Annotated in this window: 20 protein-coding genes, 7 tRNA genes and 3 rRNA genes; 4 read left to right on the top strand and 26 right to left on the bottom strand. The window is 40.2% G+C overall.

Annotated features, from left to right (window positions below):
* Positions 1 to 95 precede the first annotated feature (95 nt).
* Complete coding sequence (rlmD, locus tag SSAL8618_RS02085; protein ID WP_038675345.1) at positions 96 to 1,451, bottom strand: 23S rRNA (uracil(1939)-C(5))-methyltransferase RlmD; 1,356 nt, start codon at positions 1,449 to 1,451, stop codon at positions 96 to 98.
* 34 nt (positions 1,452 to 1,485) lie between these two features.
* Between rlmD and recX the strand changes: the two genes are divergently transcribed.
* Entirely contained in the window at positions 1,486 to 2,262 is a 777-nt protein-coding gene (recX, locus tag SSAL8618_RS02080; protein WP_021144654.1) for a recombination regulator RecX, read from the top strand.
* A gap of 70 nt (positions 2,263 to 2,332) precedes the next feature.
* Positions 2,333 to 2,866, top strand: coding sequence for a nucleoside tri-diphosphate phosphatase (ntdP, locus tag SSAL8618_RS02075; RefSeq protein ID WP_002886644.1), 534 nt, complete (start codon positions 2,333 to 2,335; stop codon positions 2,864 to 2,866).
* 29 nt (positions 2,867 to 2,895) lie between these two features.
* On the opposite strand, the gene SSAL8618_RS02070 is transcribed toward ntdP, so the two are convergent.
* The 15 genes from SSAL8618_RS02070 to SSAL8618_RS02000 all read right to left on the bottom strand — a co-directional run bounded on the left by SSAL8618_RS02070 (position 2,896) and on the right by SSAL8618_RS02000 (position 13,052).
* On the bottom strand, positions 2,896 to 3,555 hold the full coding sequence (locus SSAL8618_RS02070; protein ID WP_038675343.1) for a DUF1803 domain-containing protein: 660 nt from the start codon (positions 3,553 to 3,555) through the stop codon (positions 2,896 to 2,898).
* 54 nt (positions 3,556 to 3,609) lie between these two features.
* Positions 3,610 to 4,542, bottom strand: a complete 933-nt coding sequence (locus tag SSAL8618_RS02065) for a manganese-dependent inorganic pyrophosphatase (protein ID WP_014633932.1) — start codon at positions 4,540 to 4,542, stop codon at positions 3,610 to 3,612.
* Positions 4,543 to 4,630: 88 nt separating this feature from the next.
* A tRNA-Glu gene (locus tag SSAL8618_RS02060) sits at positions 4,631 to 4,702 on the bottom strand.
* Positions 4,703 to 4,709: 7 nt separating this feature from the next.
* Positions 4,710 to 4,782: transfer RNA gene (locus SSAL8618_RS02055), tRNA-Thr, on the bottom strand.
* A 12-nt stretch (positions 4,783 to 4,794) separates the two neighbouring features.
* Positions 4,795 to 4,876, bottom strand: a tRNA-Leu gene (locus SSAL8618_RS02050).
* 5 nt (positions 4,877 to 4,881) lie between these two features.
* Positions 4,882 to 4,954: transfer RNA gene (locus tag SSAL8618_RS02045), tRNA-Lys, on the bottom strand.
* Positions 4,955 to 4,972: 18 nt separating this feature from the next.
* Positions 4,973 to 5,045: transfer RNA gene (locus SSAL8618_RS02040), tRNA-Asp, on the bottom strand.
* A gap of 2 nt (positions 5,046 to 5,047) precedes the next feature.
* Positions 5,048 to 5,120 (bottom strand) — tRNA-Val (locus SSAL8618_RS02035).
* Positions 5,121 to 5,125: 5 nt separating this feature from the next.
* Positions 5,126 to 5,241 (bottom strand): 5S ribosomal RNA (gene rrf, locus SSAL8618_RS02030).
* Between the two features lie 83 nt (positions 5,242 to 5,324).
* Positions 5,325 to 8,224 (bottom strand): 23S ribosomal RNA (locus tag SSAL8618_RS02025).
* A 146-nt stretch (positions 8,225 to 8,370) separates the two neighbouring features.
* Positions 8,371 to 8,443, bottom strand: a tRNA-Ala gene (locus tag SSAL8618_RS02020).
* A gap of 54 nt (positions 8,444 to 8,497) precedes the next feature.
* Positions 8,498 to 10,045: ribosomal RNA gene (locus SSAL8618_RS02015) — 16S ribosomal RNA — on the bottom strand.
* The 16S, 23S and 5S rRNA genes sit together here with 7 tRNA genes alongside, the layout of an rRNA operon.
* A 417-nt stretch (positions 10,046 to 10,462) precedes the next feature.
* Positions 10,463 to 11,011 (bottom strand): ribosome hibernation-promoting factor, HPF/YfiA family, encoded by a 549-nt coding sequence (hpf, locus tag SSAL8618_RS02010; protein ID WP_002883786.1) that lies wholly within the window; start codon positions 11,009 to 11,011, stop codon positions 10,463 to 10,465.
* A 78-nt stretch (positions 11,012 to 11,089) separates the two neighbouring features.
* On the bottom strand, positions 11,090 to 11,752 hold the full coding sequence (locus SSAL8618_RS02005; RefSeq protein ID WP_038675340.1) for a ComF family protein: 663 nt from the start codon (positions 11,750 to 11,752) through the stop codon (positions 11,090 to 11,092).
* The gene (locus SSAL8618_RS02000; RefSeq protein WP_038675337.1) at positions 11,733 to 13,052 is read right to left on the bottom strand and encodes an ATP-dependent helicase ComFA; all 1,320 of its coding nucleotides are present in this window, start codon (positions 13,050 to 13,052) and stop codon (positions 11,733 to 11,735) included. Before SSAL8618_RS02000 ends, SSAL8618_RS02005 begins: the two co-directional genes overlap by 20 nt.
* Before the next feature lie 54 nt (positions 13,053 to 13,106).
* On the opposite strand from SSAL8618_RS02000, the gene SSAL8618_RS01995 reads away from it, so the two are divergent.
* Both SSAL8618_RS01995 and cysK read left to right on the top strand, forming a co-directional pair.
* The gene (locus SSAL8618_RS01995) at positions 13,107 to 13,733 is read left to right on the top strand and encodes a YigZ family protein (RefSeq protein WP_038675335.1); all 627 of its coding nucleotides are present in this window, start codon (positions 13,107 to 13,109) and stop codon (positions 13,731 to 13,733) included.
* Between the two features lie 101 nt (positions 13,734 to 13,834).
* Entirely contained in the window at positions 13,835 to 14,761 is a 927-nt protein-coding gene (gene cysK, locus SSAL8618_RS01990; RefSeq protein ID WP_002883742.1) for a cysteine synthase A, read from the top strand.
* 184 nt (positions 14,762 to 14,945) lie between these two features.
* Here cysK and SSAL8618_RS01985 read toward each other — a convergent pair whose 3' ends face one another.
* The 10 genes from SSAL8618_RS01985 to upp form a co-directional block, all read right to left on the bottom strand.
* Positions 14,946 to 15,605: a CBS and ACT domain-containing protein gene (locus SSAL8618_RS01985; protein WP_038675333.1), complete on the bottom strand. Its 660-nt coding sequence runs from the start codon at positions 15,603 to 15,605 to the stop codon at positions 14,946 to 14,948.
* A 134-nt stretch (positions 15,606 to 15,739) separates the two neighbouring features.
* On the bottom strand, positions 15,740 to 16,450 hold the full coding sequence (locus SSAL8618_RS01980) for an ABC transporter ATP-binding protein (RefSeq protein ID WP_002883761.1): 711 nt from the start codon (positions 16,448 to 16,450) through the stop codon (positions 15,740 to 15,742).
* Positions 16,450 to 17,214, bottom strand: coding sequence for an ABC transporter ATP-binding protein (locus tag SSAL8618_RS01975; RefSeq protein ID WP_002883723.1), 765 nt, complete (start codon positions 17,212 to 17,214; stop codon positions 16,450 to 16,452). Before SSAL8618_RS01975 ends, SSAL8618_RS01980 begins: the two co-directional genes overlap by 1 nt.
* Positions 17,215 to 17,216: 2 nt before the next feature.
* Positions 17,217 to 18,167 carry a branched-chain amino acid ABC transporter permease gene (locus tag SSAL8618_RS01970; protein WP_002883720.1) on the bottom strand — a complete coding sequence of 317 codons (951 nt, stop codon included), beginning with the start codon at positions 18,165 to 18,167 and terminating at the stop codon, positions 17,217 to 17,219.
* 3 nt (positions 18,168 to 18,170) lie between these two features.
* On the bottom strand, positions 18,171 to 19,055 hold the full coding sequence (locus SSAL8618_RS01965) for a branched-chain amino acid ABC transporter permease (RefSeq protein WP_002883743.1): 885 nt from the start codon (positions 19,053 to 19,055) through the stop codon (positions 18,171 to 18,173).
* A 43-nt stretch (positions 19,056 to 19,098) separates the two neighbouring features.
* Entirely contained in the window at positions 19,099 to 20,274 is a 1,176-nt protein-coding gene (locus SSAL8618_RS01960; protein ID WP_038675331.1) for an ABC transporter substrate-binding protein, read from the bottom strand.
* Between the two features lie 156 nt (positions 20,275 to 20,430).
* Positions 20,431 to 20,712: a DUF2129 domain-containing protein gene (locus SSAL8618_RS01955; RefSeq protein ID WP_014633923.1), complete on the bottom strand. Its 282-nt coding sequence runs from the start codon at positions 20,710 to 20,712 to the stop codon at positions 20,431 to 20,433.
* Positions 20,705 to 21,154, bottom strand: a complete 450-nt coding sequence (locus SSAL8618_RS01950; protein WP_014633922.1) for a YlbF/YmcA family competence regulator — start codon at positions 21,152 to 21,154, stop codon at positions 20,705 to 20,707. Before SSAL8618_RS01950 ends, SSAL8618_RS01955 begins: the two co-directional genes overlap by 8 nt.
* A gap of 85 nt (positions 21,155 to 21,239) precedes the next feature.
* Positions 21,240 to 21,830, bottom strand: a complete 591-nt coding sequence (locus SSAL8618_RS01945; protein ID WP_002883818.1) for an ATP-dependent Clp protease proteolytic subunit — start codon at positions 21,828 to 21,830, stop codon at positions 21,240 to 21,242.
* 174 nt (positions 21,831 to 22,004) lie between these two features.
* Complete coding sequence (gene upp / locus SSAL8618_RS01940) at positions 22,005 to 22,634, bottom strand: uracil phosphoribosyltransferase (RefSeq protein ID WP_002883819.1); 630 nt, start codon at positions 22,632 to 22,634, stop codon at positions 22,005 to 22,007.
* Position 22,635 lies beyond the last annotated feature (1 nt).

Here is a 22,635-nt window from a genome sequence, read left to right as displayed (position 1 = left end):
AAAAATCGATAAGCCTATTATACTCCTATTTTTCAGAAAAATAAAGAAATTTTCCAACAATTTGGAAAATTTCTTGTTTTTTATGTTAGGTTTTATCACATTTTCTTAGTCAGCTTCACAACTGCTTCTGTTCGAGCTGTATGAGGAAACATGTCTACTGACTGAATATAATTAACATCATAAACTTTAGCCAAAGAAACTAGGTCTCTAGCCAAAGTAGATACATTACATGAAACATAAACCATTTTTTCAGGAGTGTAGGCCAGTATCGTTTTAAGTAGCTTATCATCTAAACCAGTTCTAGGTGGATCCACAATAAGAGCATCTGCTCGATAGCCTTCCTTGTACCAACGAGGAATGATATCCTCAGCCTTACCCACCTCATAGTGAGCATTCTCCAACCCAAGTGATTTAGCATTCTTTCTAGCATCCTCAATAGCCTCTGGAATAATATCCATACCTCGAATACTCTTTACCTTATTTGCAAAAGCAAGTCCAATAGTACCAACCCCACAATAGGCATCAATAAGATGTTCTGCCTTATCCACATCCAAAGCTTCAACGGCCTGACCATAGAGTACCTCTGTTTGTTGAGGATTCAACTGGTAAAATGCACGAGGAGAGAGAGCAAAGTTATAGTCCAGTACCTCTTCTTGAATAGTGTCTTGTCCCCAAAGAATTTCCGTCTCTTGACCATAAATCTCACTGGATTTCGAATAATTATAATTGACAGCAATTGTTACGATTTCTGGAAAACTTTCCGTCAATTCCTTAACTAATTTAGTTAAAGAAACTGATTTAGAGGTCACAAAAATCAACTGGACCTGATTTGAACCCAAAGCACGTCGTATCATAACTGTACGAATTCCAGCAATTTTGCGCTCATTATAAATTGGTAACTTGTATTTATCTAACAAATTTGTCACCTTATTCATAATGGCTTGAGTTAGCTCATCCTGAACTAGGCAATCATCAATATTAATGAGGCGATGACTCCCTTCCGCAAATAAGCCAGATTTAACTGAGCCACCAAAAGAACGGGTTTGAAATTGTAGTTTAGCTCGGTAATGTTGTGGTTGCTCCATCCCTATTGTTGGACGAATGTCATATGACTCAAAATTAGCCGGTTTAAACTTCTTCAAGGCTTGTCCTAACAAGTCAGTTTTAAACTCTAATTGCTTATCATAACGAAGATGCATTAACTGGCAACCACCACAATCTTCATAAATACTACATGCAGGTTCGACACGAAATTTAGAAGGTTTATTAATTTTTAATAATTTCGCCTGAACAAAGTTTCTCTTAACAGAAACAACTTGACAGAACACCTCTTCACCCTTCAAAGCCCCTGGTACAAAAACTAGAGTTTTCTTATAAAATCCAATGCCTTCGCCATTGATTCCCATGCGTTTTATCTTAAGCGGGATACGCTGTTTCACTTGTAAATTCATACTACCATTCTAACATTTTGATATAATAATAACTATGAAAATCACAAAAATCGAGAAGAAAAAGAGACTTTATCTCCTTGAGATAGACAAAAAAGAGAGTCTCTACGTTACAGAAGATACCATCGTTAAATACATGTTGACTAAAGAAATGATACTGGACAAAGATCAACTAGAGGATATTAAATCCTTTGCTCAGTTCTCGCATGGTAAAAACTTAGCTCTCTATTTTATTTCATTTAAACAACGTACTGAGAAAGAGGTAAAAGATTACCTTTTTAAACATGAAATAAACCCTCATATAATTCCAAAAATTATTGATAATCTAAAAAAAGATCATTGGATTGATGATTACAAACTCCTAGAAAGTCTAGCTCAACAAAATCTGAATTCAGGTGATAAAGGGGCCTATGTGCTGAAGCAAAAATGGCTTCAAAAAGGTTGTAACAAACAAATCATTGACGATGTTTTAAGCCAATTTGATTTCTCAGAAATAGCCATTAAAGTAGCTTCAAAACTGTTACGAAAATATCAGGGAAAACTACCATCAAAAGCCCTAAAAGATAAATTAACTCAAAGCCTTATCAATAAAGGTTTTTCATTCCAAGAAAGTAAACTAGCAATCGATCATCTAGAACTTGAAGCAGATGAAGAAAATGAGCAAGCTCTCCTTTATAAAGAAATTGATAAGCAATATCAAAAATTTAGTAAAAAATACGACGGTTATGAGCTTAAGCAACGCTTGACACAAGCTTTAGCCCGAAAAGGTTATGACTTTGATGCGATAGCATCCGCTCTAAGAGAATATTTATAGGTATTCCCCCTCTTTTCACAAAATTATGATACAATAAAGGGGATAACCCTTATTGTAGAAAGAGGACGCCATGAAATTACCAAAAGAAGGCGACTTTATCACAATTCAAAGTTATAAGCATGATGGTAGTTTGCACCGTACTTGGCGCGATACTATGGTACTAAAGACAACTGAGAATGCTGTTATTGGCGTTAACGACCACACCCTCGTTACTGAAGCAGACGGAAGACGATGGGTAACACGTGAACCTGCTATTGTTTATTTCCACAAAAAATACTGGTTTAATATTATAGCCATGATTAGGGATAACGGCATTTCCTACTACTGCAATTTAGCTAGTCCATATATTTTGGACCAAGAAGCACTAAAATATATTGACTATGACCTAGATGTCAAAGTCTTCGCTGATGGTGAAAAAAAATTGCTAGATGTAGATGAATATGAAACACATAAAAAAGAAATGCATTACTCTCCTGATATTGACTATATCTTAAAGGAACATGTTAAAATCTTGGTAGATTGGATTAACAATGGTAAGGGGCCATTTTCACAATCTTATGTTAACATCTGGTACAAACGTTATCTTGAACTAAGGAATCGTTAAAGTTGTCATAAAAAAGACTAGTAATAATACTAGTCTTTTTTTGCACTAAAAACTAATGCTTCGGAATCTAAATCCATATTCAAAAGATAACGCCCTTCTTCTACTTGAATAAGATACCCTAATAATTCTAAAGCATCAACAAAAATATTCCTCCTTTTTTGAAGTGCATATTCCTTCCTTACGTATTTTAAAAGAAAAGTCGTAACATGTTTCAAAAAATATTCAGGATTAACATCCCCTAATATATCATATAATCTATTCTGCTCTTCCGATAATGGTAGATTTTCTCTTAATTTATAGAAATAATTTGAAATCGTAAGATCGTCTCTCGTAATACTCGTTTGTTCAATAATAACAACTTCATTAGTAGAATTACTTATCTCAGTAACAAATCTACGATTTAATAGTTCTAAATAACAAGTAGAATCATCATTGATAAAAAAATGCTGGTCTAAAACAATTTTAGAAGGATCCGACACAAGACTAATTAATAAACGATATCGTTTCTCGAATCGTTCGATATAGCCTTCTTTTACAAACTCCTCAATTAATTTATCGATATTCTTTTGAAAAGGAAACTGCCTTTTTATTGCTCTCAGGGTCACAGGCTGATTAAGATATAGATAATTCACTATTTCCATAAAAAAAGCTTGCTTACATAGTTTGTTTGGGTTAAATTGTATTATCATAAAAAGTATTATACCATTAATTAGAGTACTAAAAAAAGGCCTACTGGCCTAATTTTACGCATTAAAACTTTCAGTCAACTGAGGAACTACCTGTTTCTTACGAGAAACAGCTCCTTCAAGGAAAGCATGATTATTTTCTAAAACAAAATTGAAAGCAGCTTCAACCTTATCAGTATTTGAACCAAGTGCAAGAATTTCTGAATTAGAATTAAGAATATCAGTAATCATTAAGACAAAGTCAGAGTAACCATTGTTTTTAATTGAGTTATTAATAGCTTCTTCAATTTCCGCTTGACGAGAAAGAACATCAGAAATATCAACTGTATTAACTTGTGCAACACGAACTTGATTACCATTCAATTCAAATGTTTTTGCATCAATGTCAATGAGTTCTTCAGCAGATTTTGAAGAAAGATTAGTACCAGCTTTAAGCATAGCAAGACCATATTCTTCTAGATTAACACCAGCAATTTCTGCAAGTTCAGCCGCAACTGCAGGATCTGAAGCATGTGTAGTTGGAGATTTAAGAAGAAGAGTATCTGAAATCAAACCTGACAAAAGCAAACCAGCAACTTCCTTAGGAACTTCAACATTGTTTTCTTTAAACATACGAAAAACAATTGAAGATGCAGATCCAACAGGTTCCAATCGCATCATTAACGGATTAGCAGTTTCAAAGTTAGCAACACGGTGATGGTCGACTACCTCAATAACTTCAACGTCCTTAATATCTGAAATAGATTGTTGAAATTCATTATGGTCTGTAAGGATAACTTGATTAACTCCCTCTGATTGAGCAGACTCAACCACTCGTGGTGCTTCAACACCAAAATAATCAAGAACAAAAGCAGTTTCCTCGTTAGGAGTACCCAAAGCAACAGCTTCAGCATCAACACCAAGTTGACGTTTCAAATAAGCGTATCCATAAGAAGATCCGATTGCATCAGAATCAGGGTTTTGATGACCAAAAACAAAAACTTTAGACATAAATTCACCTCAAAATAGTATTATAAGCTATTATAACATATAAAAAAAAGAAACAAAATAAAAAGAGTAACCTAAGTTACTCGAAATATAGTCCGTACGGGATTCGAACCCGTGTTACCGCCGTGAAAAGGCGGTGTCTTAACCCCTTGACCAACGGACCATCTTTATGCCGGCTACATGACTTGAACACGCGACCCTCTGATTACAAATCAGATGCTCTACCAACTGAGCTAAGCCGGCTAACTTTTCTAATGCGGGTGAAGGGACTTGAACCCCCACGCCGTTAAGCGCCAGATCCTAAATCTGGTGCGTCTGCCAATTCCGCCACACCCGCATATATGACCCGTACTGGGCTCGAACCAGTGACCCATTGATTAAAAGTCAATTGCTCTACCAACTGAGCTAACGAGTCTCAAATATTTCTACTTGACGGTCCCGACGGGAATCGAACCCGCGATCTTCGCCGTGACAGGGCGACGTGATAACCGCTACACCACGGGACCTATGGGAGTTAACGGGATCGAACCGCTGACCCTCTGCTTGTAAGGCAGATGCTCTCCCAGCTGAGCTAAACTCCCTATGCGCTAAGCGACTACCGTATCTAACAGGGGGCAACCCCCAACTACATCAGGCGTACTAGGGCTTAACTTCTGTGTTCGGCATGGGAACAGGTGTATCTCCTAGGCTATCGTCACTTAACTCTGAGTATTCTCAACTCAAAATTGAATATCTATACTGTATCAAGAAACCAAATCGTTGTCAATATGTCTCAGTTACTTTCTTTGGATAAGTCCTCGAGCTATTAGTATTAGTCCGCTACATGTGTCACCACACTTCCACTTCTAACCTATCAACCTGATCATCTCTCAGGGCTCTTACTGATATAAAATCATGGGAAATCTCATCTTGAGGTGGGCTTCACACTTAGATGCTTTCAGCGTTTATCCCTTCCCTACATAGCTACCCAGCGATGCTCTTGGCAGAACAACTGGTACACCAGCGGTAAGTCCACTCTGGTCCTCTCGTACTAGGAGCAGATCCTCTCAAATTTCCTACGCCCGCGACGGATAGGGACCGAACTGTCTCACGACGTTCTGAACCCAGCTCGCGTGCCGCTTTAATGGGCGAACAGCCCAACCCTTGGGACCGACTACAGCCCCAGGATGCGACGAGCCGACATCGAGGTGCCAAACCTCCCCGTCGATGTGAACTCTTGGGGGAGATAAGCCTGTTATCCCCAGGGTAGCTTTTATCCGTTGAGCGATGGCCCTTCCATGCGGAACCACCGGATCACTAAGCCCGACTTTCGTCCCTGCTCGAGTTGTAGCTCTCGCAGTCAAGCTCCCTTATACCTTTACACTCTGCGAATGATTTCCAACCATTCTGAGGGAACCTTTGGGCGCCTCCGTTACCTTTTAGGAGGCGACCGCCCCAGTCAAACTGCCCGTCAGACACTGTCTCCGATAGGGATAACCTATCTGGGTTAGAGTAGCCATAACACAAGGGTAGTATCCCAACAACGCCTCACTCGAAACTGGCGTCCCGAGGTCATAGGCTCCTACCTATCCTGTACATGTGGTACAGATACTCAATATCAAACTGCAGTAAAGCTCCATGGGGTCTTTCCGTCCTGTCGCGGGTAACCTGCATCTTCACAGGTACTAAAATTTCACCGAGTCTCTCGTTGAGACAGTGCCCAAATCATTACGCCTTTCGTGCGGGTCGGAACTTACCCGACAAGGAATTTCGCTACCTTAGGACCGTTATAGTTACGGCCGCCGTTTACTGGGGCTTCAATTCATACCTTCGCTATTGCTAAGCACTCCTCTTAACCTTCCAGCACCGGGCAGGCGTCACCCCCTATACATCATCTTACGATTTAGCAGAGAGCTGTGTTTTTGATAAACAGTTGCTTGGGCCTATTCACTGCGGCTGACCATAAGTCAGCGCCCCTTCTCCCGAAGTTACGGGGCCATTTTGCCGAGTTCCTTAACGAGAGTTCTCTCGCTCACCTGAGGCTACTCGCCTCGACTACCTGTGTCGGTTTGCGGTACGGGTAGAGTATAATTAACGCTAGAAGCTTTTCTCGGCAGTGTGACATCACTAACTTCGCTACTAAACTTCGCTCCCCATCACAGCTCAATGTTATAGATATAAGCATTTGACTCATATCACACCTCACTGCTTGGCCAGACACTTCCAATCGTCTGGTTTAGTTAGCCTACTGCGTCCCTCCATCACTATATACTCTAGTACAGGAATATCAACCTGTTGTCCATCGGATACACCTTTCGGTCTCTCCTTAGGTCCCGACTAACCCAGGGCGGACGAGCCTTCCCCTGGAAACCTTAGTCTTACGGTGGACAGGATTCTCACCTGTCTTTCGCTACTCATACCGGCATTCTCACTTCTATGCGCTCCAGCACTCCTCACGGTACACCTTCTTCGCACATAGAACGCTCTCCTACCATACCTATAAAGGTATCCACAGCTTCGGTAATATGTTTTAGCCCCGGTACATTTTCGGCGCAGGGTCACTCGACTAGTGAGCTATTACGCACTCTTTGAATGAATAGCTGCTTCTAAGCTAACATCCTAGTTGTCTGTGCAACCCCACATCCTTTTCCACTTAACATATATTTTGGGACCTTAGCTGGTGGTCTGGGCTGTTTCCCTTTCGACTACGGATCTTAGCACTCGCAGTCTGACTGCCGATTATATCTCGTTGGCATTCGGAGTTTATCTGAGATTGGTAATCCGGGATGGACCCCTCACCCAAACAGTGCTCTACCTCCAAGAGACTTAACATCGACGCTAGCCCTAAAGCTATTTCGGAGAGAACCAGCTATCTCCAAGTTCGTTTGGAATTTCTCCGCTACCCACAAGTCATCCAAGCACTTTTCAACGTGCCCTGGTTCGGTCCTCCAGTGAGTTTTACCTCACCTTCAACCTGCTCATGGGTAGGTCACATGGTTTCGGGTCTACGACATGATACTAATGCGCCCTATTAAGACTCGGTTTCCCTACGGCTCCGTCTCTTCAACTTAACCTCGCATCATATCGTAACTCGCCGGTTCATTCTACAAAAGGCACGCTCTCACCCATTAACGGGCTCGAACTTGTTGTAGGCACACGGTTTCAGGTTCTATTTCACTCCCCTCCCGGGGTGCTTTTCACCTTTCCCTCACGGTACTGGTTCACTATCGGTCACTAGAGAGTATTTAGGGTTGGGAGATGGTCCTCCCAGATTCCGACGAGATTTCTCGTGTCTCGCCGTACTCAGGATACTGCTAGGTATAAAGACTATTTCGAATACGAGGCTATTACTCTCTTTGGCCTACCTTCCCAGGTAGTTCTTCTATAATCTTTAAGTCCACGTTGCAGTCCTACAACCCCGAAGAGTAAACTCTTCGGTTTGCCCTCTTGCCGTTTCGCTCGCCGCTACTAAGGCAATCGCTTTTGCTTTCTCTTCCTGCAGCTACTTAGATGTTTCAGTTCACTGCGTCTTCCTCTACATTACCTTAACAGTAATGAGTGACAGGCATTACCTGCCGGGTTCCCCCATTCGGACATCTCTGGATCATTGCTCACTTACAGCTCCCCAAAGCATTTCGTCGTTAGTCACGTCCTTCATCGGCTTCTAGTGCCAAGGCATCCACCGTGCGCCCTTATTAACTTAACCTTATTTTGGTCTTTCGACCTAACTCATTAAATATTCACAGCGTTTCGGTTTATTTTCTTGTTACTATCTATATGTATTTAATTACATATGGAATTTGATATAGATATTCAATTTTCAATGGACAATACTTGAATCTTTCGATTCAATGGAGCCTAGCGGGATCGAACCGCTGACCTCCTGCGTGCAAAGCAGGCGCTCTCCCAGCTGAGCTAAGGCCCCACAAGACCTCTCAAAACTAAATAAGAAACTCAAGTACATTCCGTTTTTCCTTAGAAAGGAGGTGATCCAGCCGCACCTTCCGATACGGCTACCTTGTTACGACTTCACCCCAATCATCTATCCCACCTTAGGCGGCTGGCTCCAAAAGGTTACCTCACCGACTTCGGGTGTTACAAACTCTCGTGGTGTGACGGGCGGTGTGTACAAGGCCCGGGAACGTATTCACCGCGGCGTGCTGATCCGCGATTACTAGCGATTCCGACTTCATGTAGGCGAGTTGCAGCCTACAATCCGAACTGAGATTGGCTTTAAGAGATTAGCTTGCCGTCACCGACTCGCAACTCGTTGTACCAACCATTGTAGCACGTGTGTAGCCCAGGTCATAAGGGGCATGATGATTTGACGTCATCCCCACCTTCCTCCGGTTTATTACCGGCAGTCTCGCTAGAGTGCCCAACTGAATGATGGCAACTAACAATAGGGGTTGCGCTCGTTGCGGGACTTAACCCAACATCTCACGACACGAGCTGACGACAACCATGCACCACCTGTCACCGATGTACCGAAGTAACTTTCTATCTCTAGAAATAGCATCGGGATGTCAAGACCTGGTAAGGTTCTTCGCGTTGCTTCGAATTAAACCACATGCTCCACCGCTTGTGCGGGCCCCCGTCAATTCCTTTGAGTTTCAACCTTGCGGTCGTACTCCCCAGGCGGAGTGCTTAATGCGTTAGCTGCGGCACTGAATCCCGGAAAGGATCCAACACCTAGCACTCATCGTTTACGGCGTGGACTACCAGGGTATCTAATCCTGTTCGCTCCCCACGCTTTCGAGCCTCAGCGTCAGTTACAGACCAGAGAGCCGCTTTCGCCACCGGTGTTCCTCCATATATCTACGCATTTCACCGCTACACATGGAATTCCACTCTCCCCTTCTGCACTCAAGTTTGACAGTTTCCAAAGCGAACTATGGTTGAGCCACAGCCTTTAACTTCAGACTTATCAAACCGCCTGCGCTCGCTTTACGCCCAATAAATCCGGACAACGCTCGGGACCTACGTATTACCGCGGCTGCTGGCACGTAGTTAGCCGTCCCTTTCTGGTAAGCTACCGTCACAGTGTGAACTTTCCACTCTCACACTCGTTCTTGACTTACAACAGAGCTTTACGATCCGAAAACCTTCTTCACTCACGCGGCGTTGCTCGGTCAGGGTTGCCCCCATTGCCGAAGATTCCCTACTGCTGCCTCCCGTAGGAGTCTGGGCCGTGTCTCAGTCCCAGTGTGGCCGATCACCCTCTCAGGTCGGCTATGTATCGTCGCCTAGGTGAGCCGTTACCTCACCTACTAGCTAATACAACGCAGGTCCATCTTGTAGTGGAGCAATTGCCCCTTTCAAATAAATGACATGTGTCATCCATTGTTATGCGGTATTAGCTATCGTTTCCAATAGTTATCCCCCGCTACAAGGCAGGTTACCTACGCGTTACTCACCCGTTCGCAACTCATCCAAGAAGAGCAAGCTCCTCTCTTCAGCGTTCTACTTGCATGTATTAGGCACGCCGCCAGCGTTCGTCCTGAGCCAGGATCAAACTCTCATTAAAAACTTTAATAATTGTTCGAGCGTTAACTCATTACCGTCGTCTGACGATTTATTCTTGTAAATTGACAGGTTATAATTCTTCTATCATAACCCTGCACTTGGTTTCTTATTCAGTTCTCAAAGGTCTTTGTCTCTCTTAAGACAACTTCTATATTCTAGCAAATCTAGAATACCTTGTCAACACTTTTTTGAAGTTTTTTTTACTTCTCGTGTCCGCTGTCTCTCCCGAAACAGCTTATTTATAATATCATCTCTGACCTGTCTTGTCAATAACTTTTTTAAAGTTTTGGAACCTTTTCAAGTTTGTGGCAAGTCAGTTAAGACAACTTTTATATCTTATCACCCAAATCAATACTTGTCAATAGGGTTTTAGTAAAAAATAAAGGAAGCATGTCTCTCAACCTACTTCCCTTCTTTTTTATTTAGCTTCAATCAAACCGTAGTTTCCGTCTTCTCGTTTATAGAGAACATTAGTTGTATGATCTTCACTATCAGTATAGATAAAGAAGTCATGCCCCAACAATTCCATTTGAAGGATAGCTTCTTCAACATCCATTGGTTTCAACTCAATGTTTTTAGTTCTTACAACTTCAACAGCTGGTGCTTCTTCAACTTGTTCGTTATTAAAATCAGCTGAGAATACTTCTCCTGTTGGAACTTTTTCGCGATGCTTACGTGCAATTTTTGTTTTGTTTTTACGGATTTGTCTTTCAATCTTATCAACCACCAGGTCAATAGAACCATACATATCTTGCGAAACATCTTCTGCTCTTAGTGTTACAGAACCTGTTGGAATAGTAACCTCTACTTTAGCTGTCTTTTCGCGATAAACCTTAAGATTTACACGTGCGTTCAATTCTTGGTCTTCGTTGAAGTATTTTTCAACTTTGCTAAGTTTACTTTCAACATAGTCACGAAGTGCTTCAGTTACTTCGATGTTTTCGCCACGGATACTATATTTAATCATAAAAGACCTCTTTCTCGCTTGTTAGCGTTTTCTTTATCTATATTATATCCTTTTCATGAAAATTTGCAAGGATTTTTATTATCTAGCTAGTGAAAAGGTCAAAACTTCTTTAATACCTATAGCTTCTAATAGTTGAACCATATGATATAAAGTAGATCCTGTTGTATAGATATCATCTACTATAATAATCTTATCTGGTACATCTATACCTTTCTTGAGACAGAAGGCATTATCTTGACTTAAACGCTCCTTGCGTGTTTTCGATGATTGCTTCTCAATATCTCTTTTCTCAAAGATATCCTGATAGGGAATTCCCTCTATTAATCCCTCAACTTGGTTGAATCCTCTTTCTACCAAGCGTTCTTCCGACAATGGGACCGGCACTATGGTATAACCTTTTTTAAAAAATGGTTTTAAATTATTTTTTATGTCTTTTTGAAATGTTTTTCTAAGACAATAGTCTCCCATAAATTTATAGCGGCTAAAATAATCTTTCATGTTTTCTTCATAGCGATAAATGGCAAGGTGCTTAGGAATATAGCCTTTTTTCATCCAAAGTTTACAATCAATACAGGTATCTCTATGTAACTCCTTATTACAATTTTGACATCTTTCTTTTGAAAGTTTTTTAAACTGATTTTTACAAGATACGCAGGAGTACTCTTCTCTCTGGTTAAACGTAATCAGGTCTCTTAATTTTGGCACTGATTCAATCCAGTCATTACATAGTAGACACTTCATTGTTAAATCCTCCTTTTTTATTCATAACTTTTATTTCTTCTCGACAACGAAGCATAGATTTGGATAGTCCTTCATGAAAGAAATAAAGCTTCCCTGTCGGTCTATCTGGAGATCTTCCAACTCGACCTCCTATCTGAATAAGACTCGAACTAGTGTATAAGTGATGATTTGCCATGCAAACAAAAACATCTACTTGTGGAAAGGTCACACCACGTTCGAGGATAGTTGTTGTCACTAAAATGGATAACTCTTTTTCTCGGAAGTTCTCTACGGTAGCTGAACGCTCCTCACTTTTTGAGGAAACAAAGGCCATTTTTTCATCTGGAAGATAGTTTTGTAGAATGCTAGTGAACTTTTCACCTATCGCTATATTTGGAAAAAAGATTAATAGAGGAAACTTTGATTTACGTTGCTTTTTAATCTGATAAACAAGAGGTCTTGGAAGCTTGCCTCTCATTAGAGATTTTTGTAGTCTTCCCTGCCAGCAGAATTTAGGAAGTACTAAAGGATTTCCATGGAAACGTCTAGCAAGGTGATGCTTTTCTAAAGATCCAAGTCGCACTTGCTCCTCTAAAGATAATGTAGAAGTCGCTGTTAAATAAATATAGCGACCGGTTTCCTTCTTTGCCTGCTCCACAGCATGATTTAACATGACATTTCCTACAAAAGGGAATGCATCAACCTCATCAACGATAACTAGGTCAAAGTTCTGGTAAAACTTTAGTAGTTGATGGGTGGTAGCTATTACAAGCGGACTACCATCATATGGTTCACTCTCAGCATGAAGCAGAGAAATACTACAAGTAAAATCCCTCTGCATACGAAGAAATAACTCTCGACAAACATCAACCCGAGGACTTGCGATAGCTACATTACCTTTACTTTCAAGAACATAGGCAACGATTTTATAAATCATCTCGGTCTTCCCAGCACCAGTCACAGCATGTACGAGGCTGTCTTTCTGTTTTTGATATGTTTCTAAAAGCTTCTCTGAGACCTCAGCTTGATAGGGAGTCAGTTCTCCCAACCACTTCAAAACAGGAAACTCAATTTCTGATGTTTTTGAAGGAAAATAATAAAGTTCTTTTCCTTCTTGGTTTCTGCCAAAGACAATACACGCTCTGCAATAATACTGACCTTCCGGTAATTGCCAATCTTCCTCTATCTGACTGTAACATCTTTTACATCTAAGTTTTTTATCGACCTTTATCATGCTTTCTAATGTAAAAGCCTCTGAGTGATAGTCCACTGGCAACTGTTCTTTCGTAAATAGCCGTCCATAATATTCTTTAGGTACCATATCTTTCTATTCGAAAATATGTTTGAATTCATCTTTTTATGATAAAATTTTTTTATGGATTACAAAACTATTGCCAACGATGGAATCGTTGAAGAAGAAATCAAAAAATCTCGTTTTATTTGTCACTTGAAACGTATTAGTAGTGAAGAAGAAGGAAGAGAGTACATCGCTCAGATTAAGAAAGAACATCACAAGGCTAATCATTCTTGCTCTGCAATGATTGTTGGTGATGATGGTCAAATTAAGCGTTCGAGTGATGATGGCGAACCTTCTGGAACAGCTGGTGTGCCTATGCTTACTGTTCTCGAAAAACAAGGACTTACTAATGTCGTAGCTGTTGTGACTCGTTATTTTGGAGGAATCAAACTTGGGGCAGGTGGTCTTATCCGCGCTTACTCTGGTAGCGTTGCCCATGCTATTGAAGAAATTGGTCGAGTCGAAGTCAAGGAATTAACAGGACTAACCGTAGAGTTAACCTACTCTCAGTACCAAGTTTTCTCCAACTTCCTTGAAAAAGAAGGACTCCAAGAATTTGATACAAGTTTCTTATCAGATGTCTCTACTACTTTATTTGTCGAAGAGTCTGAGATTAAAAGACTCGGTCAGGAACTAACCGAATTCTATCAGGGGAAAGTTAATTATGAAAAATCTGGAAAGAAAATCGTTGAAATTCCTATCTGATAGTCAAACGTTATCACAGTGATAAAGAAGATGTATTTTACAAGTTGAGCCTACCGTCGTATACTTAAAACCATCAATCAAAGATTAAGAGGATTTTAAATATGACAATTTACAACTCAATCACTGAACTTGTTGGAAAAACACCTGTTATTAAACTTAACTCTATTGTTCCAGAAGGATCAGCAGATGTTTACGTTAAACTTGAAGCCTTTAACCCTGGTTCTTCAGTAAAAGACCGTATTGCTCTTCGTATGATTGAAGATGCTGAAAAAGCTGGTACGATTAAACCTGGTGATACCATTGTTGAACCAACTTCAGGTAACACTGGTATCGGTCTCGCTTGGGTTGGGGCTGCTAAGGGCTATAAAGTTGTTATCGTAATGCCTGACACAATGAGTGTTGAACGTCGTAAAATCATCCAAGCTTATGGAGCTGAACTTGTATTGACTCCTGGTAGCGAAGGAATGAAGGGTGCGATTGCTAAGGCTAAAGAAGTTGCTGCTGAACGCAACGGTTGGGTACCACTTCAATTCGCCAACCCATCAAACCCAGCTGTCCACGCGGCTACAACTGGTCAAGAAATTCTTGAAGATTTTGGTGCAGAAGGTTTGGATGCCTTTGTTGCTGGTATCGGTACTGGTGGTACTATTTCAGGTGTTTCAAAAACCCTTAAGGCTGCTAATCCAAATATCAAGGTTTATGGTATTGAAGCTGACGAATCTGCCGTCTTGAATGGTGATAAACCAGGACCACACAAAATTCAAGGTATCTCAACTGGTTTCATTCCTGACACATTGGATACAAAATCATATGACAGTGTTGTGCGTATTCCTTCTGATGAAGCTATCGCAACATCACGTACATTGGGTAGCCAAGAAGGTTTCCTAGCTGGTATCTCATCAGGTGCTGCTATTGCTGCCGCCCTTAAGGTTGCCGCTGAGCTTGGCGAAGGCAAAAAAGTCTTGACACTCTTGCCTGACAATGGTGAGCGTTACCTCTCTACAACACTTTACGATTTTCAAGACTAATAAAAAAGAAGCTGGAACATAATGTTCTAGCCTCTTTTTTATTGTATAAAGTTCAAGCCTGTAGTTCATTAATTACTAGAAATAGCAAGGGTTATAATCTCATTTCCACTGAACTGTTCCTACAAACTTTCTATTTTTTAAGATAACTAAAGTCTTAAGAATTTAGTTTGTTTCATCCTTTTTATTAGTCTAACTCTTTTGCTTCTGTTTCTGCAATTTCAGTAACTGTAAATCCTGCTTCTACAAAAACCTTCTTGAGTTGATCAATTCCAATCTCTCCTTCAACTTGGAGTTCGACACGAAGTACAGTTTCATTTTTAGGTGCAACAATTGTACGTTCGATGTTGAGATTCTCACTAGCGATAAGGTTCGCAATTTTTTCCAAAACACGTGGAGTATCTGGAACTTCCAACCCAATACGAATTCCCGCTTGACCATAACCAGAAATTTCTAAGAAAGCACGAAAGACATCTTTATCTGTGATAATTCCTGAAATTTGGTCATTGTCCACAACTGGAAGAACTCCAACCTTATTTTGAAGCATGATATAGATTGCATCCTCAAGGCTAGCATACTTGGAAACAGTGAGGACATTCTTAATCATGATATCTCCTACCTTTGTCTTATTAAGGAGATAGTTCATTTCATAAATTGACAAGCTTGTTGCTTTTGATGGTGAAGCCTCCGCCATTGTACCTTCTGTAATAAGCCCAACAAGTTTATCGTGTTCAATTACCGGCAAACGACGCAACCCTTTATCACGCATAATATCTGCAGCTGCTGCAACTGTTGTTTCTGGTGAGATATAAACCACACGTTTCGTCATAAAATCTTTTACTGCCATGTTTCATTTTCCTCCGAATGATTTCTTACTTGTATTATACCACACAAATTGTAACCGATTGCAATATTTTACTGAAAAATTAGTATTTTACAATCAGTATGAGACGATAGAAAAACGCCCTTGGGCGCTTTTTCTTATCCTCCAAGATAGGCTTTACGAACTTCATCTGATGCAAGAAGTTCTTCACCAGTACCTGAAAGAACCACTTTACCAGTTTCAAGAACGTAACCACGGTCTGCAATTGACAAAGCCTTATTGGCATTTTGCTCGATCAAAAGAACGGTAGTCCCTTGTGCCTTAATATCTTCGATAATATCAAAAATTTCCTGAATAAAGATTGGAGCAAGTCCCATTGAAGGCTCATCCAAAAGCAAAAGTTTTGGACGACTCATAAGGGCACGGCCCATTGCAAGCATTTGTTGTTCACCACCAGAAAGTGTCGCTGCATCTTGATTCTTACGTTCTTCTAGGCGCGGGAAACGTTGGAAGACTTTTTTCAAGAGAGCTGCGTTCTCTTCTTTATTTGTATGAAGGAAAGCTCCCATTTCAAGATTTTCCATTACGGTTAATCCTGCAAATACATGACGTCCCTCAGGTACTTGAGCTAAACCTTCAGCAACAATCTTACGTGCAGGTGTTTTATGGATATCATTTCCGAGATAAGAAATGGTTCCCTCAGTTGGACGAACAAGACCTGAGATTGTACGAAGAATTGATGTCTTACCTGCACCGTTAGCACCGATTAGAGTTACAACTTCACCTTCATTAACTTCAAAGCTGACGTTTTTAACAGCTTCAATAGATCCATATTTAATTGAGAGATTTTCAACTTTCAACATAGCCATTATGCTTCACCTCCCAAGTAAGCTTCAATAACGCGTTTGTTATTCTTAATTTCATCAGGTGTTCCTTCTGCAATCAAGCGTCCGTATTCCAAAACATAGATACGCTCAGTAACATCCATGACCAAACTCATATCATGTTCAATCAAGATGATTGTAATACCGAAGTCTTTTTGAATTTGACGAATATGAGCAGTCAATTCAGCTGTTTCTTGTGGGTTCATACCCGCAGCTGGTTCATCAAGGAAAAGAATTTTTGGTTCTGTTGCAAGTGCACGAACAATTTCCAAATGACGTTGTTGTCCGTAAGCTAAGTTTTTCGCAAGTGTATCTGCCTCTCCATCCAAGTTGAAGATAGCCAAGAGTTTCATAGCTTTTGCTTTTAACTCTTCCTCACTTGAATAGTACTTAGGCAAACGCAAAAGAGATGCAAAGAAATTTGAAGGTTGCTTATTTGACAAACCAACAAGAACATTTTCAAGCACAGTCATGTCTTTGAAAAGACGGATATTTTGGAAAGTACGTGACAAACCGAGTGAAGCGATTTTATAAGGCGCTTTACCATTTAGGACTGTACCGTCAAGTGTAACCGTTCCTTCACTTGGCTCATAGACACCTGTCAAAAGGTTGAACAAGGTTGTTTTACCAGCACCGTTTGGTCCGATAAGCCCAACCAACTCACCTTCATTGAGTTCCATTGAAACATCACCAACAGCAGTCAAACCACCGAAGTTTTTAGTTAGATTTTTAACTTCAAGAAGTGCCATTTTTATTTGCCCTCCTTAGATTTATTGAAGAATTTTGAGAGATAGAGTTCTTTTGTTCCAAGAAGTCCACCTGGACGGAAGAGCATTACAAGAATCAAAGCCAAGGCGTAAATAATCATACGAAGGTTTGAAACATTTTGTAGGAACATGTTGATAATACCAAGAACTACAGCGGCAATGATAGTACCTGTGATAGATCCAAGACCACCAAGAACGGCAATGATAAGGTAATCAATTGATTTCATGATGGTGAAGTCTTTTGGCACGACTGTACCGATGTAGCTGACATAAAGTGAGCCAGCAATCGCTGAAATCATGGCACCGATAACAAAGATAAGAACCTTCATTTTTGTAACATTAACACCCATTGACTCAGCAGCAATTTCATCTTCACGAAGAGTGATTGCTTGACGCCCAGTTGCTGAACGTAAGAAATTAAGCACCAAAATTGTAATGATTACCACAAAGAAATAAATTACAGGCCAACTAGTATAAGGAAGGATACCTGTCAAACCAGCGGCACCATTGGTCAATTCACCACCATTAACGATAATGATACGGATGATTTCAGCCATACCAAGAGTTGCAATGGCAAGGTAGTCACCTTTCAAACGAAGGGTAGGGAGACCAAAGATAAGGGCAACAATAGCTGCGATGATGACACCGACAACCATTGAGAGGTAGAAACCGTCATATGTTGGCATCATACCAGTGATGATAGCTGATGAATAGGCACCAATTGCCATGAAACCAGCTTGTCCAAGTGTAAATTGCCCTGAGAAACCAAGAACCAGGTTAGTACCAAGTCCCATAAGAATTGAGATTCCAATCCCCATTAAGATTTGGATGTAGTAAAGGTTCATGATACCTGAAAGTTCAAGACCTTTCAAGATAAGGAAGAGCCCAATGATAAGACCAAACCAAATAAGGTTTACTTTTAGATTTTTCTTCATGTCTTACACCTTCTCTTTCACATTTTTACCGAGGATACCCGCTGGACGAACCAAAAGGATAACAATCAAGACACCATAAACGATGGCATCACGGTAACTTGACAAACCAATTGCAGTTGATAATGTCTCCAAAATACCGATAACAAATCCACCAAGTGCTGCACCAGGGATAATACCGATACCACCAAGAACGGCAGCAACAAAGGCTTTAATACCTGGTGTCATACCCATAAGAGGTTCGATAGAGTTATAGTAAAGACCAATAAGGACACCCGCTGCTCCTGCTAGTGATGATCCAAGAGCAAAAGTGAAGCTGATAGTGTTATTAACATTAATACCCATCAATTCAGCTGCATCACTGTCTACAGATACGGCACGCATAGCTTTACCCATCTTAGTCTTTTTAACAATCAATTGAAGAGCAACCATAAGGACAAGGGCAACTACCAAGATAAGCAATTGCACATTTGTTACAGAAATTGATCCAAGATGATAAGTCTTAATCGCAATCTTTTGAGGGAATGAACGTGTATCTGCACCTACAAAGAGAACCATGATGTACTCAAGGAAGAATGAGACACCGATAGCCGTAATCAAGGCAGAAATACGTGTCGAATTACGGAGTGGGCGATAAGCCAAGAACTCAATGACAACCCCTAAAATCGCACAGACAAGCATAGCAAAGACAAGGGCAACCCAGAAATTCATTCCAAGGCTATTAATCGCATAGTAACCAACGAAGGCACCCATCATATAGATGTCTCCGTGGGCAAAGTTAATCAATTTGATAATCCCATAAACCATGGTATATCCAAGGGCAAGTAGGGCATAGATACTACCCAAGATGATACCATTGACTAGTTGTTGGGGAAGTTGTTCAAAAAACATATTTAACCAAACTTTCTAGTTCATTTTTAGTATAGATAACAGATTATTTTTCAATTTCAACGGCTTCCGCTGAAACTTCTTCACCATTATCTCTTTTAACCATAAGAGCTGCTTTAATAGGGTTATGATCCTTATCAATCGTCATTTTACCAGTAACCCCGACAAAGTTTTTCAAATGTGCTAAGTTATCAGCAATATCAACTGATGTTTTCGCATCTTTTGATGCTTCTGCAATCATATAAACAGAATCGTAAGCTAGAGCAGCAAACATATTTGGGTCAGTGTTGTAGGCTTTCTTATATGCTTCGATGAATCCTGATGCCTTGTCAGAAAGGGCAACATTTGTTGAATATCCTGATACATAGTAGACGTTTGAAGCATTCTTTTTACCTGCAAGCTCAGTAAATTTCGCATCACTGAATCCGTCAGGTCCAAGGATTGGTTTATCAATTCCAAGGTCACGTGCTTGTTTAGTGATAATACCAGTCTCAGTATAGTAACCAGGCATCACAATAGCATCATAATCAAGGTCTTTAAATTTAGTCAAGGCTGACTGATAGTCCTTGTCCCCTGAAGCAAAGGTAGCTTCAGTAACAATTTGACCTTTATATTCACGCTTGAATTCATCCGCAATACCTTTGGCATAATCTGAAGCATTATCATAGTAGAGAACTACTTTCTTAGCATTCAAATTATTGTAAGAATAAGCTGCTAAAACTTTACCTTGGTAGCTATCTTTAAAGGTTGTACGGAAAACAAATTTCTTAGCTCCGTTAGCATCTACCGTAAGGTCATCCTGAGTACCAGAAGGTGTCAACAAAGGAACCCCTGTTTTTTGTGATACGAGGCTAGCCGCAGCGACAGCACCTGATGTCGCTGGACCAACGATAGCATTTACATTACTCTGAATAGCCAAGTTCGTTGAAGAGGTTGAAGCTTCAGCGTTTTCAGATTTATTATCTTTTGTGACAAGCTCAAGTTTTTTGCCATCGACGCCACCAGCTTTGTTAATTTCATCAACAGCCAACTTAATACCATTTTGCTCTGCCTTACCATAGGCTGCAACGGCACCTGTCAACTCCATATTAACACCAATTTTGATGGTATCGCCAATCTTAGTCCCATTGGCATTAGCAGTCACATCTGGTGACTTGCCACAGGCAACCAAGAAAATGGAAGCAAAAAAGGCTAACACAATAAGTGTGATCTTTTTAGACATAAGATTTCTCCTTAATATTTTCTTAAAAAAGTCCACCTTATAGCTTACAGAATTATCAGACAATTGTCAACTACACATAACTAAGCTTTAGCCACAGTAATCGTTTCCATTACTTTAAGAATAACTTTTTGAAAATAAAAAAAAACTTTTCTCCTATTAAAGAGAAAAGTTCTTAAACGGTTCAGGAACTGAGGTGTCGTAGCGTTCCAGACTACCTACAAAGTCCATATCAATATCAGAATAGTAGGAAGGCAGAACTTTTTTCACTGCTTTCATTCCATCGAGCTCTTTCAAAATATCCTCGACCTTGTCCTCATCTACATAAAGGTGCACATAACGCATCTTATAAGAATGGTAGACAACATCCCCAAACTTGGTAATTTTACGTAAGTCTCTATTGTAGTATAAATAAACAATAATGCCTTGACGCTTAATCATGACTCATTTTCTCCTTTATGTTAGTGTCTCCCTTTTTATGATGCGGTTTGTGAGGGGCAAGAGGTAGCCCAGAATCGATAAAAATCTGGTCTGAAACAGCTTGGGCAATCTCCTCACCAAGATTGGCTAAAATAGTCTGCAAATCGAACTCTGCCTGACGATAGCCAATAACCACCTCGTTCAAATCAATTTGGCGCTTCATTCGCAAAACCTGACGTTTCAACTCTCTCACATCTGGTCTAAAAGCTTCGTACTCCTTAGCAGTATCATAGCTATCCTTTAATTCCTGAAATGCAAAGAGTTGCTCTTGAAGTTCTCTGTCATTTTCGAATTTCTGGCGTTTCAAACGGTAATTTTCTACCTCAGGTAGCTTTAGAAAATACGAAACAAGACAATCTATAGCTTGATCAATAGCAAGCAACTCCTTATTGATTATTAACATGTTTTCTATTATAACACAAAAAGCCAGATGAAACGGTCCTTATACAACCGATTTGCATCTGACTTTTATTTAAGACAAGCTCAGTCTATTTTAATTGGTTATTAGCCATGATTTCATCGATAAAGCCATATTCAAGCGTTTCTTGGGCACTCATCCAATTGTCACGTTCAGCGTCTACATGAACTTTTTCAATTGGCTGTCCAGAATTATCCGCCAAGATTTGCTCCAAGTTATTACGCGTTTTGAGCAAATGTTCAGCTGCGATAGCCATGTCTGTTTGTTGCGTACCACCACCAGTACCACCCATTGGTTGGTGAATCATGTACTCTGCATTTGGCAACATGAAACGTTTACCTTTGGTACCGCTTGAAGCAATAATTGTTCCCATAGATGCTGCCATCCCCATAACGATAGTCTGAACATCAGACTTGATGAAGTTCATTGTATCAACAATGGCAAGACCTGCCGAAACTGATCCACCTGGTGTATTAACATAAAGATAGATATCTTTTGTGTTGTCTTGAGCATCCAAGAACAAGAGTTGGGCGATAATTGAGTTTGCCATATTATCTTCAACAGGACCTGTTAACATGATGATACGATCCTTGAGCAAACGTGAGTAAATATCATAAGAACGCTCACCGCGTGATGTTTGTTCAATTACTACAGGAATCATATGAATCCTCCTTTTAATATTGTCTTGATGCTATTATATGATTTTAGTCAAATTAGGTCAAATAAAAAACATCATTCTTAGCACTCTTTTCAAAAGAGTGCTAAATCACTCTAAAACAATTTCACTTGAAACTTATTAATCTAGTAAAAAAAGGGAAATTTTCCCTTTTTCAACCTATTTTGTACCAAATAGACGGTCACCTGCATCTCCAAGACCTGGAACAATATAACCGTTTTCATTAAGTTTCTCATCCAAAGATGCTGTGTAGATATCGATATCTGGGTGAGCATCTTGCAATTTTTTGACACCTTCTGGTGCTGCAACCAAGCAAACAAACTTGATATTAGCTGCACCACGTTTTTTAAGTGAGTCTACTGCCAAGATTGCTGAACCACCAGTCGCAAGCATTGGATCTACTACAAAGATCTGACGTTGATCAATGTCTTCTGGTAATTTAACTAAGTACTCAACTGGCTCAAGAGTTTCCTCGTCACGATACATACCAATATGACCAACTTTAGCTGCTGGTACAAGGCTAAGGAAACCATCGACCATACCAATACCCGCACGAAGAATTGGAACAATCGCCAATTTCTTACCAGAAAGTTGTTTTTGTACAGTTTTAGTAATTGGTGTTTGAATTTCAACCTCTTCGAGAGGAAGGTCACGAGACACTTCGTAACCCATGAGCATAGCAATTTCATTAACTAGCTCACGGAAGTCCTTAGTAGAAGTATCCTCACGACGGAGGATTGAAAGTTTATGTTGAATCAGTGGATGTGAAATAACTTGAAATTTACCCATA

This window comes from Streptococcus salivarius (assembly GCF_000785515.1).
Classification (GTDB): domain Bacteria; phylum Bacillota; class Bacilli; order Lactobacillales; family Streptococcaceae; genus Streptococcus; species Streptococcus salivarius.
Note: the sequence above shows the minus strand (reverse complement) of the source record. Positions and strands in the feature narration are given on the sequence as shown.

Bases quoted from the DNA above. Each gene is read 5' to 3' on its own strand.
- rlmD (WP_038675345.1), bottom strand. From the start codon at position 1,451: ATGAATTTACAAGTGAAACAGCGTATCCCGCTTAAGATAAAACGCATG.
- SSAL8618_RS01950 (WP_014633922.1), bottom strand. From the start codon at position 21,154: ATGTTAATAATCAATAAGGAGTTGCTTGCTATTGATCAAGCTATAGAT.
- SSAL8618_RS02070 (WP_038675343.1), bottom strand. From the start codon at position 3,555: ATGATAATACAATTTAACCCAAACAAACTATGTAAGCAAGCTTTTTTT.
- ntdP (WP_002886644.1), top strand. From the start codon at position 2,333: ATGAAATTACCAAAAGAAGGCGACTTTATCACAATTCAAAGTTATAAG.
- SSAL8618_RS02000 (WP_038675337.1), bottom strand. From the start codon at position 13,052: ATGGTACCTAAAGAATATTATGGACGGCTATTTACGAAAGAACAGTTG.
- SSAL8618_RS01955 (WP_014633923.1), bottom strand. From the start codon at position 20,712: ATGATTAAGCGTCAAGGCATTATTGTTTATTTATACTACAATAGAGAC.
- SSAL8618_RS01970 (WP_002883720.1), bottom strand. From the start codon at position 18,167: ATGAAGAAAAATCTAAAAGTAAACCTTATTTGGTTTGGTCTTATCATT.
- SSAL8618_RS02065 (WP_014633932.1), bottom strand. From the start codon at position 4,542: ATGTCTAAAGTTTTTGTTTTTGGTCATCAAAACCCTGATTCTGATGCA.
- SSAL8618_RS01975 (WP_002883723.1), bottom strand. From the start codon at position 17,214: ATGGCACTTCTTGAAGTTAAAAATCTAACTAAAAACTTCGGTGGTTTG.
- cysK (WP_002883742.1), top strand. From the start codon at position 13,835: ATGACAATTTACAACTCAATCACTGAACTTGTTGGAAAAACACCTGTT.
- SSAL8618_RS01965 (WP_002883743.1), bottom strand. From the start codon at position 19,055: ATGTTTTTTGAACAACTTCCCCAACAACTAGTCAATGGTATCATCTTG.
- SSAL8618_RS01960 (WP_038675331.1), bottom strand. From the start codon at position 20,274: ATGTCTAAAAAGATCACACTTATTGTGTTAGCCTTTTTTGCTTCCATT.
- upp (WP_002883819.1), bottom strand. From the start codon at position 22,634: ATGGGTAAATTTCAAGTTATTTCACATCCACTGATTCAACATAAACTT.
- SSAL8618_RS01985 (WP_038675333.1), bottom strand. From the start codon at position 15,605: ATGGCAGTAAAAGATTTTATGACGAAACGTGTGGTTTATATCTCACCA.
- recX (WP_021144654.1), top strand. From the start codon at position 1,486: ATGAAAATCACAAAAATCGAGAAGAAAAAGAGACTTTATCTCCTTGAG.
- SSAL8618_RS01995 (WP_038675335.1), top strand. From the start codon at position 13,107: ATGGATTACAAAACTATTGCCAACGATGGAATCGTTGAAGAAGAAATC.
- hpf (WP_002883786.1), bottom strand. From the start codon at position 11,011: ATGATTAAATATAGTATCCGTGGCGAAAACATCGAAGTAACTGAAGCA.
- SSAL8618_RS01980 (WP_002883761.1), bottom strand. From the start codon at position 16,450: ATGGCTATGTTGAAAGTTGAAAATCTCTCAATTAAATATGGATCTATT.
- SSAL8618_RS01945 (WP_002883818.1), bottom strand. From the start codon at position 21,830: ATGATTCCTGTAGTAATTGAACAAACATCACGCGGTGAGCGTTCTTAT.
- SSAL8618_RS02005 (WP_038675340.1), bottom strand. From the start codon at position 11,752: ATGAAGTGTCTACTATGTAATGACTGGATTGAATCAGTGCCAAAATTA.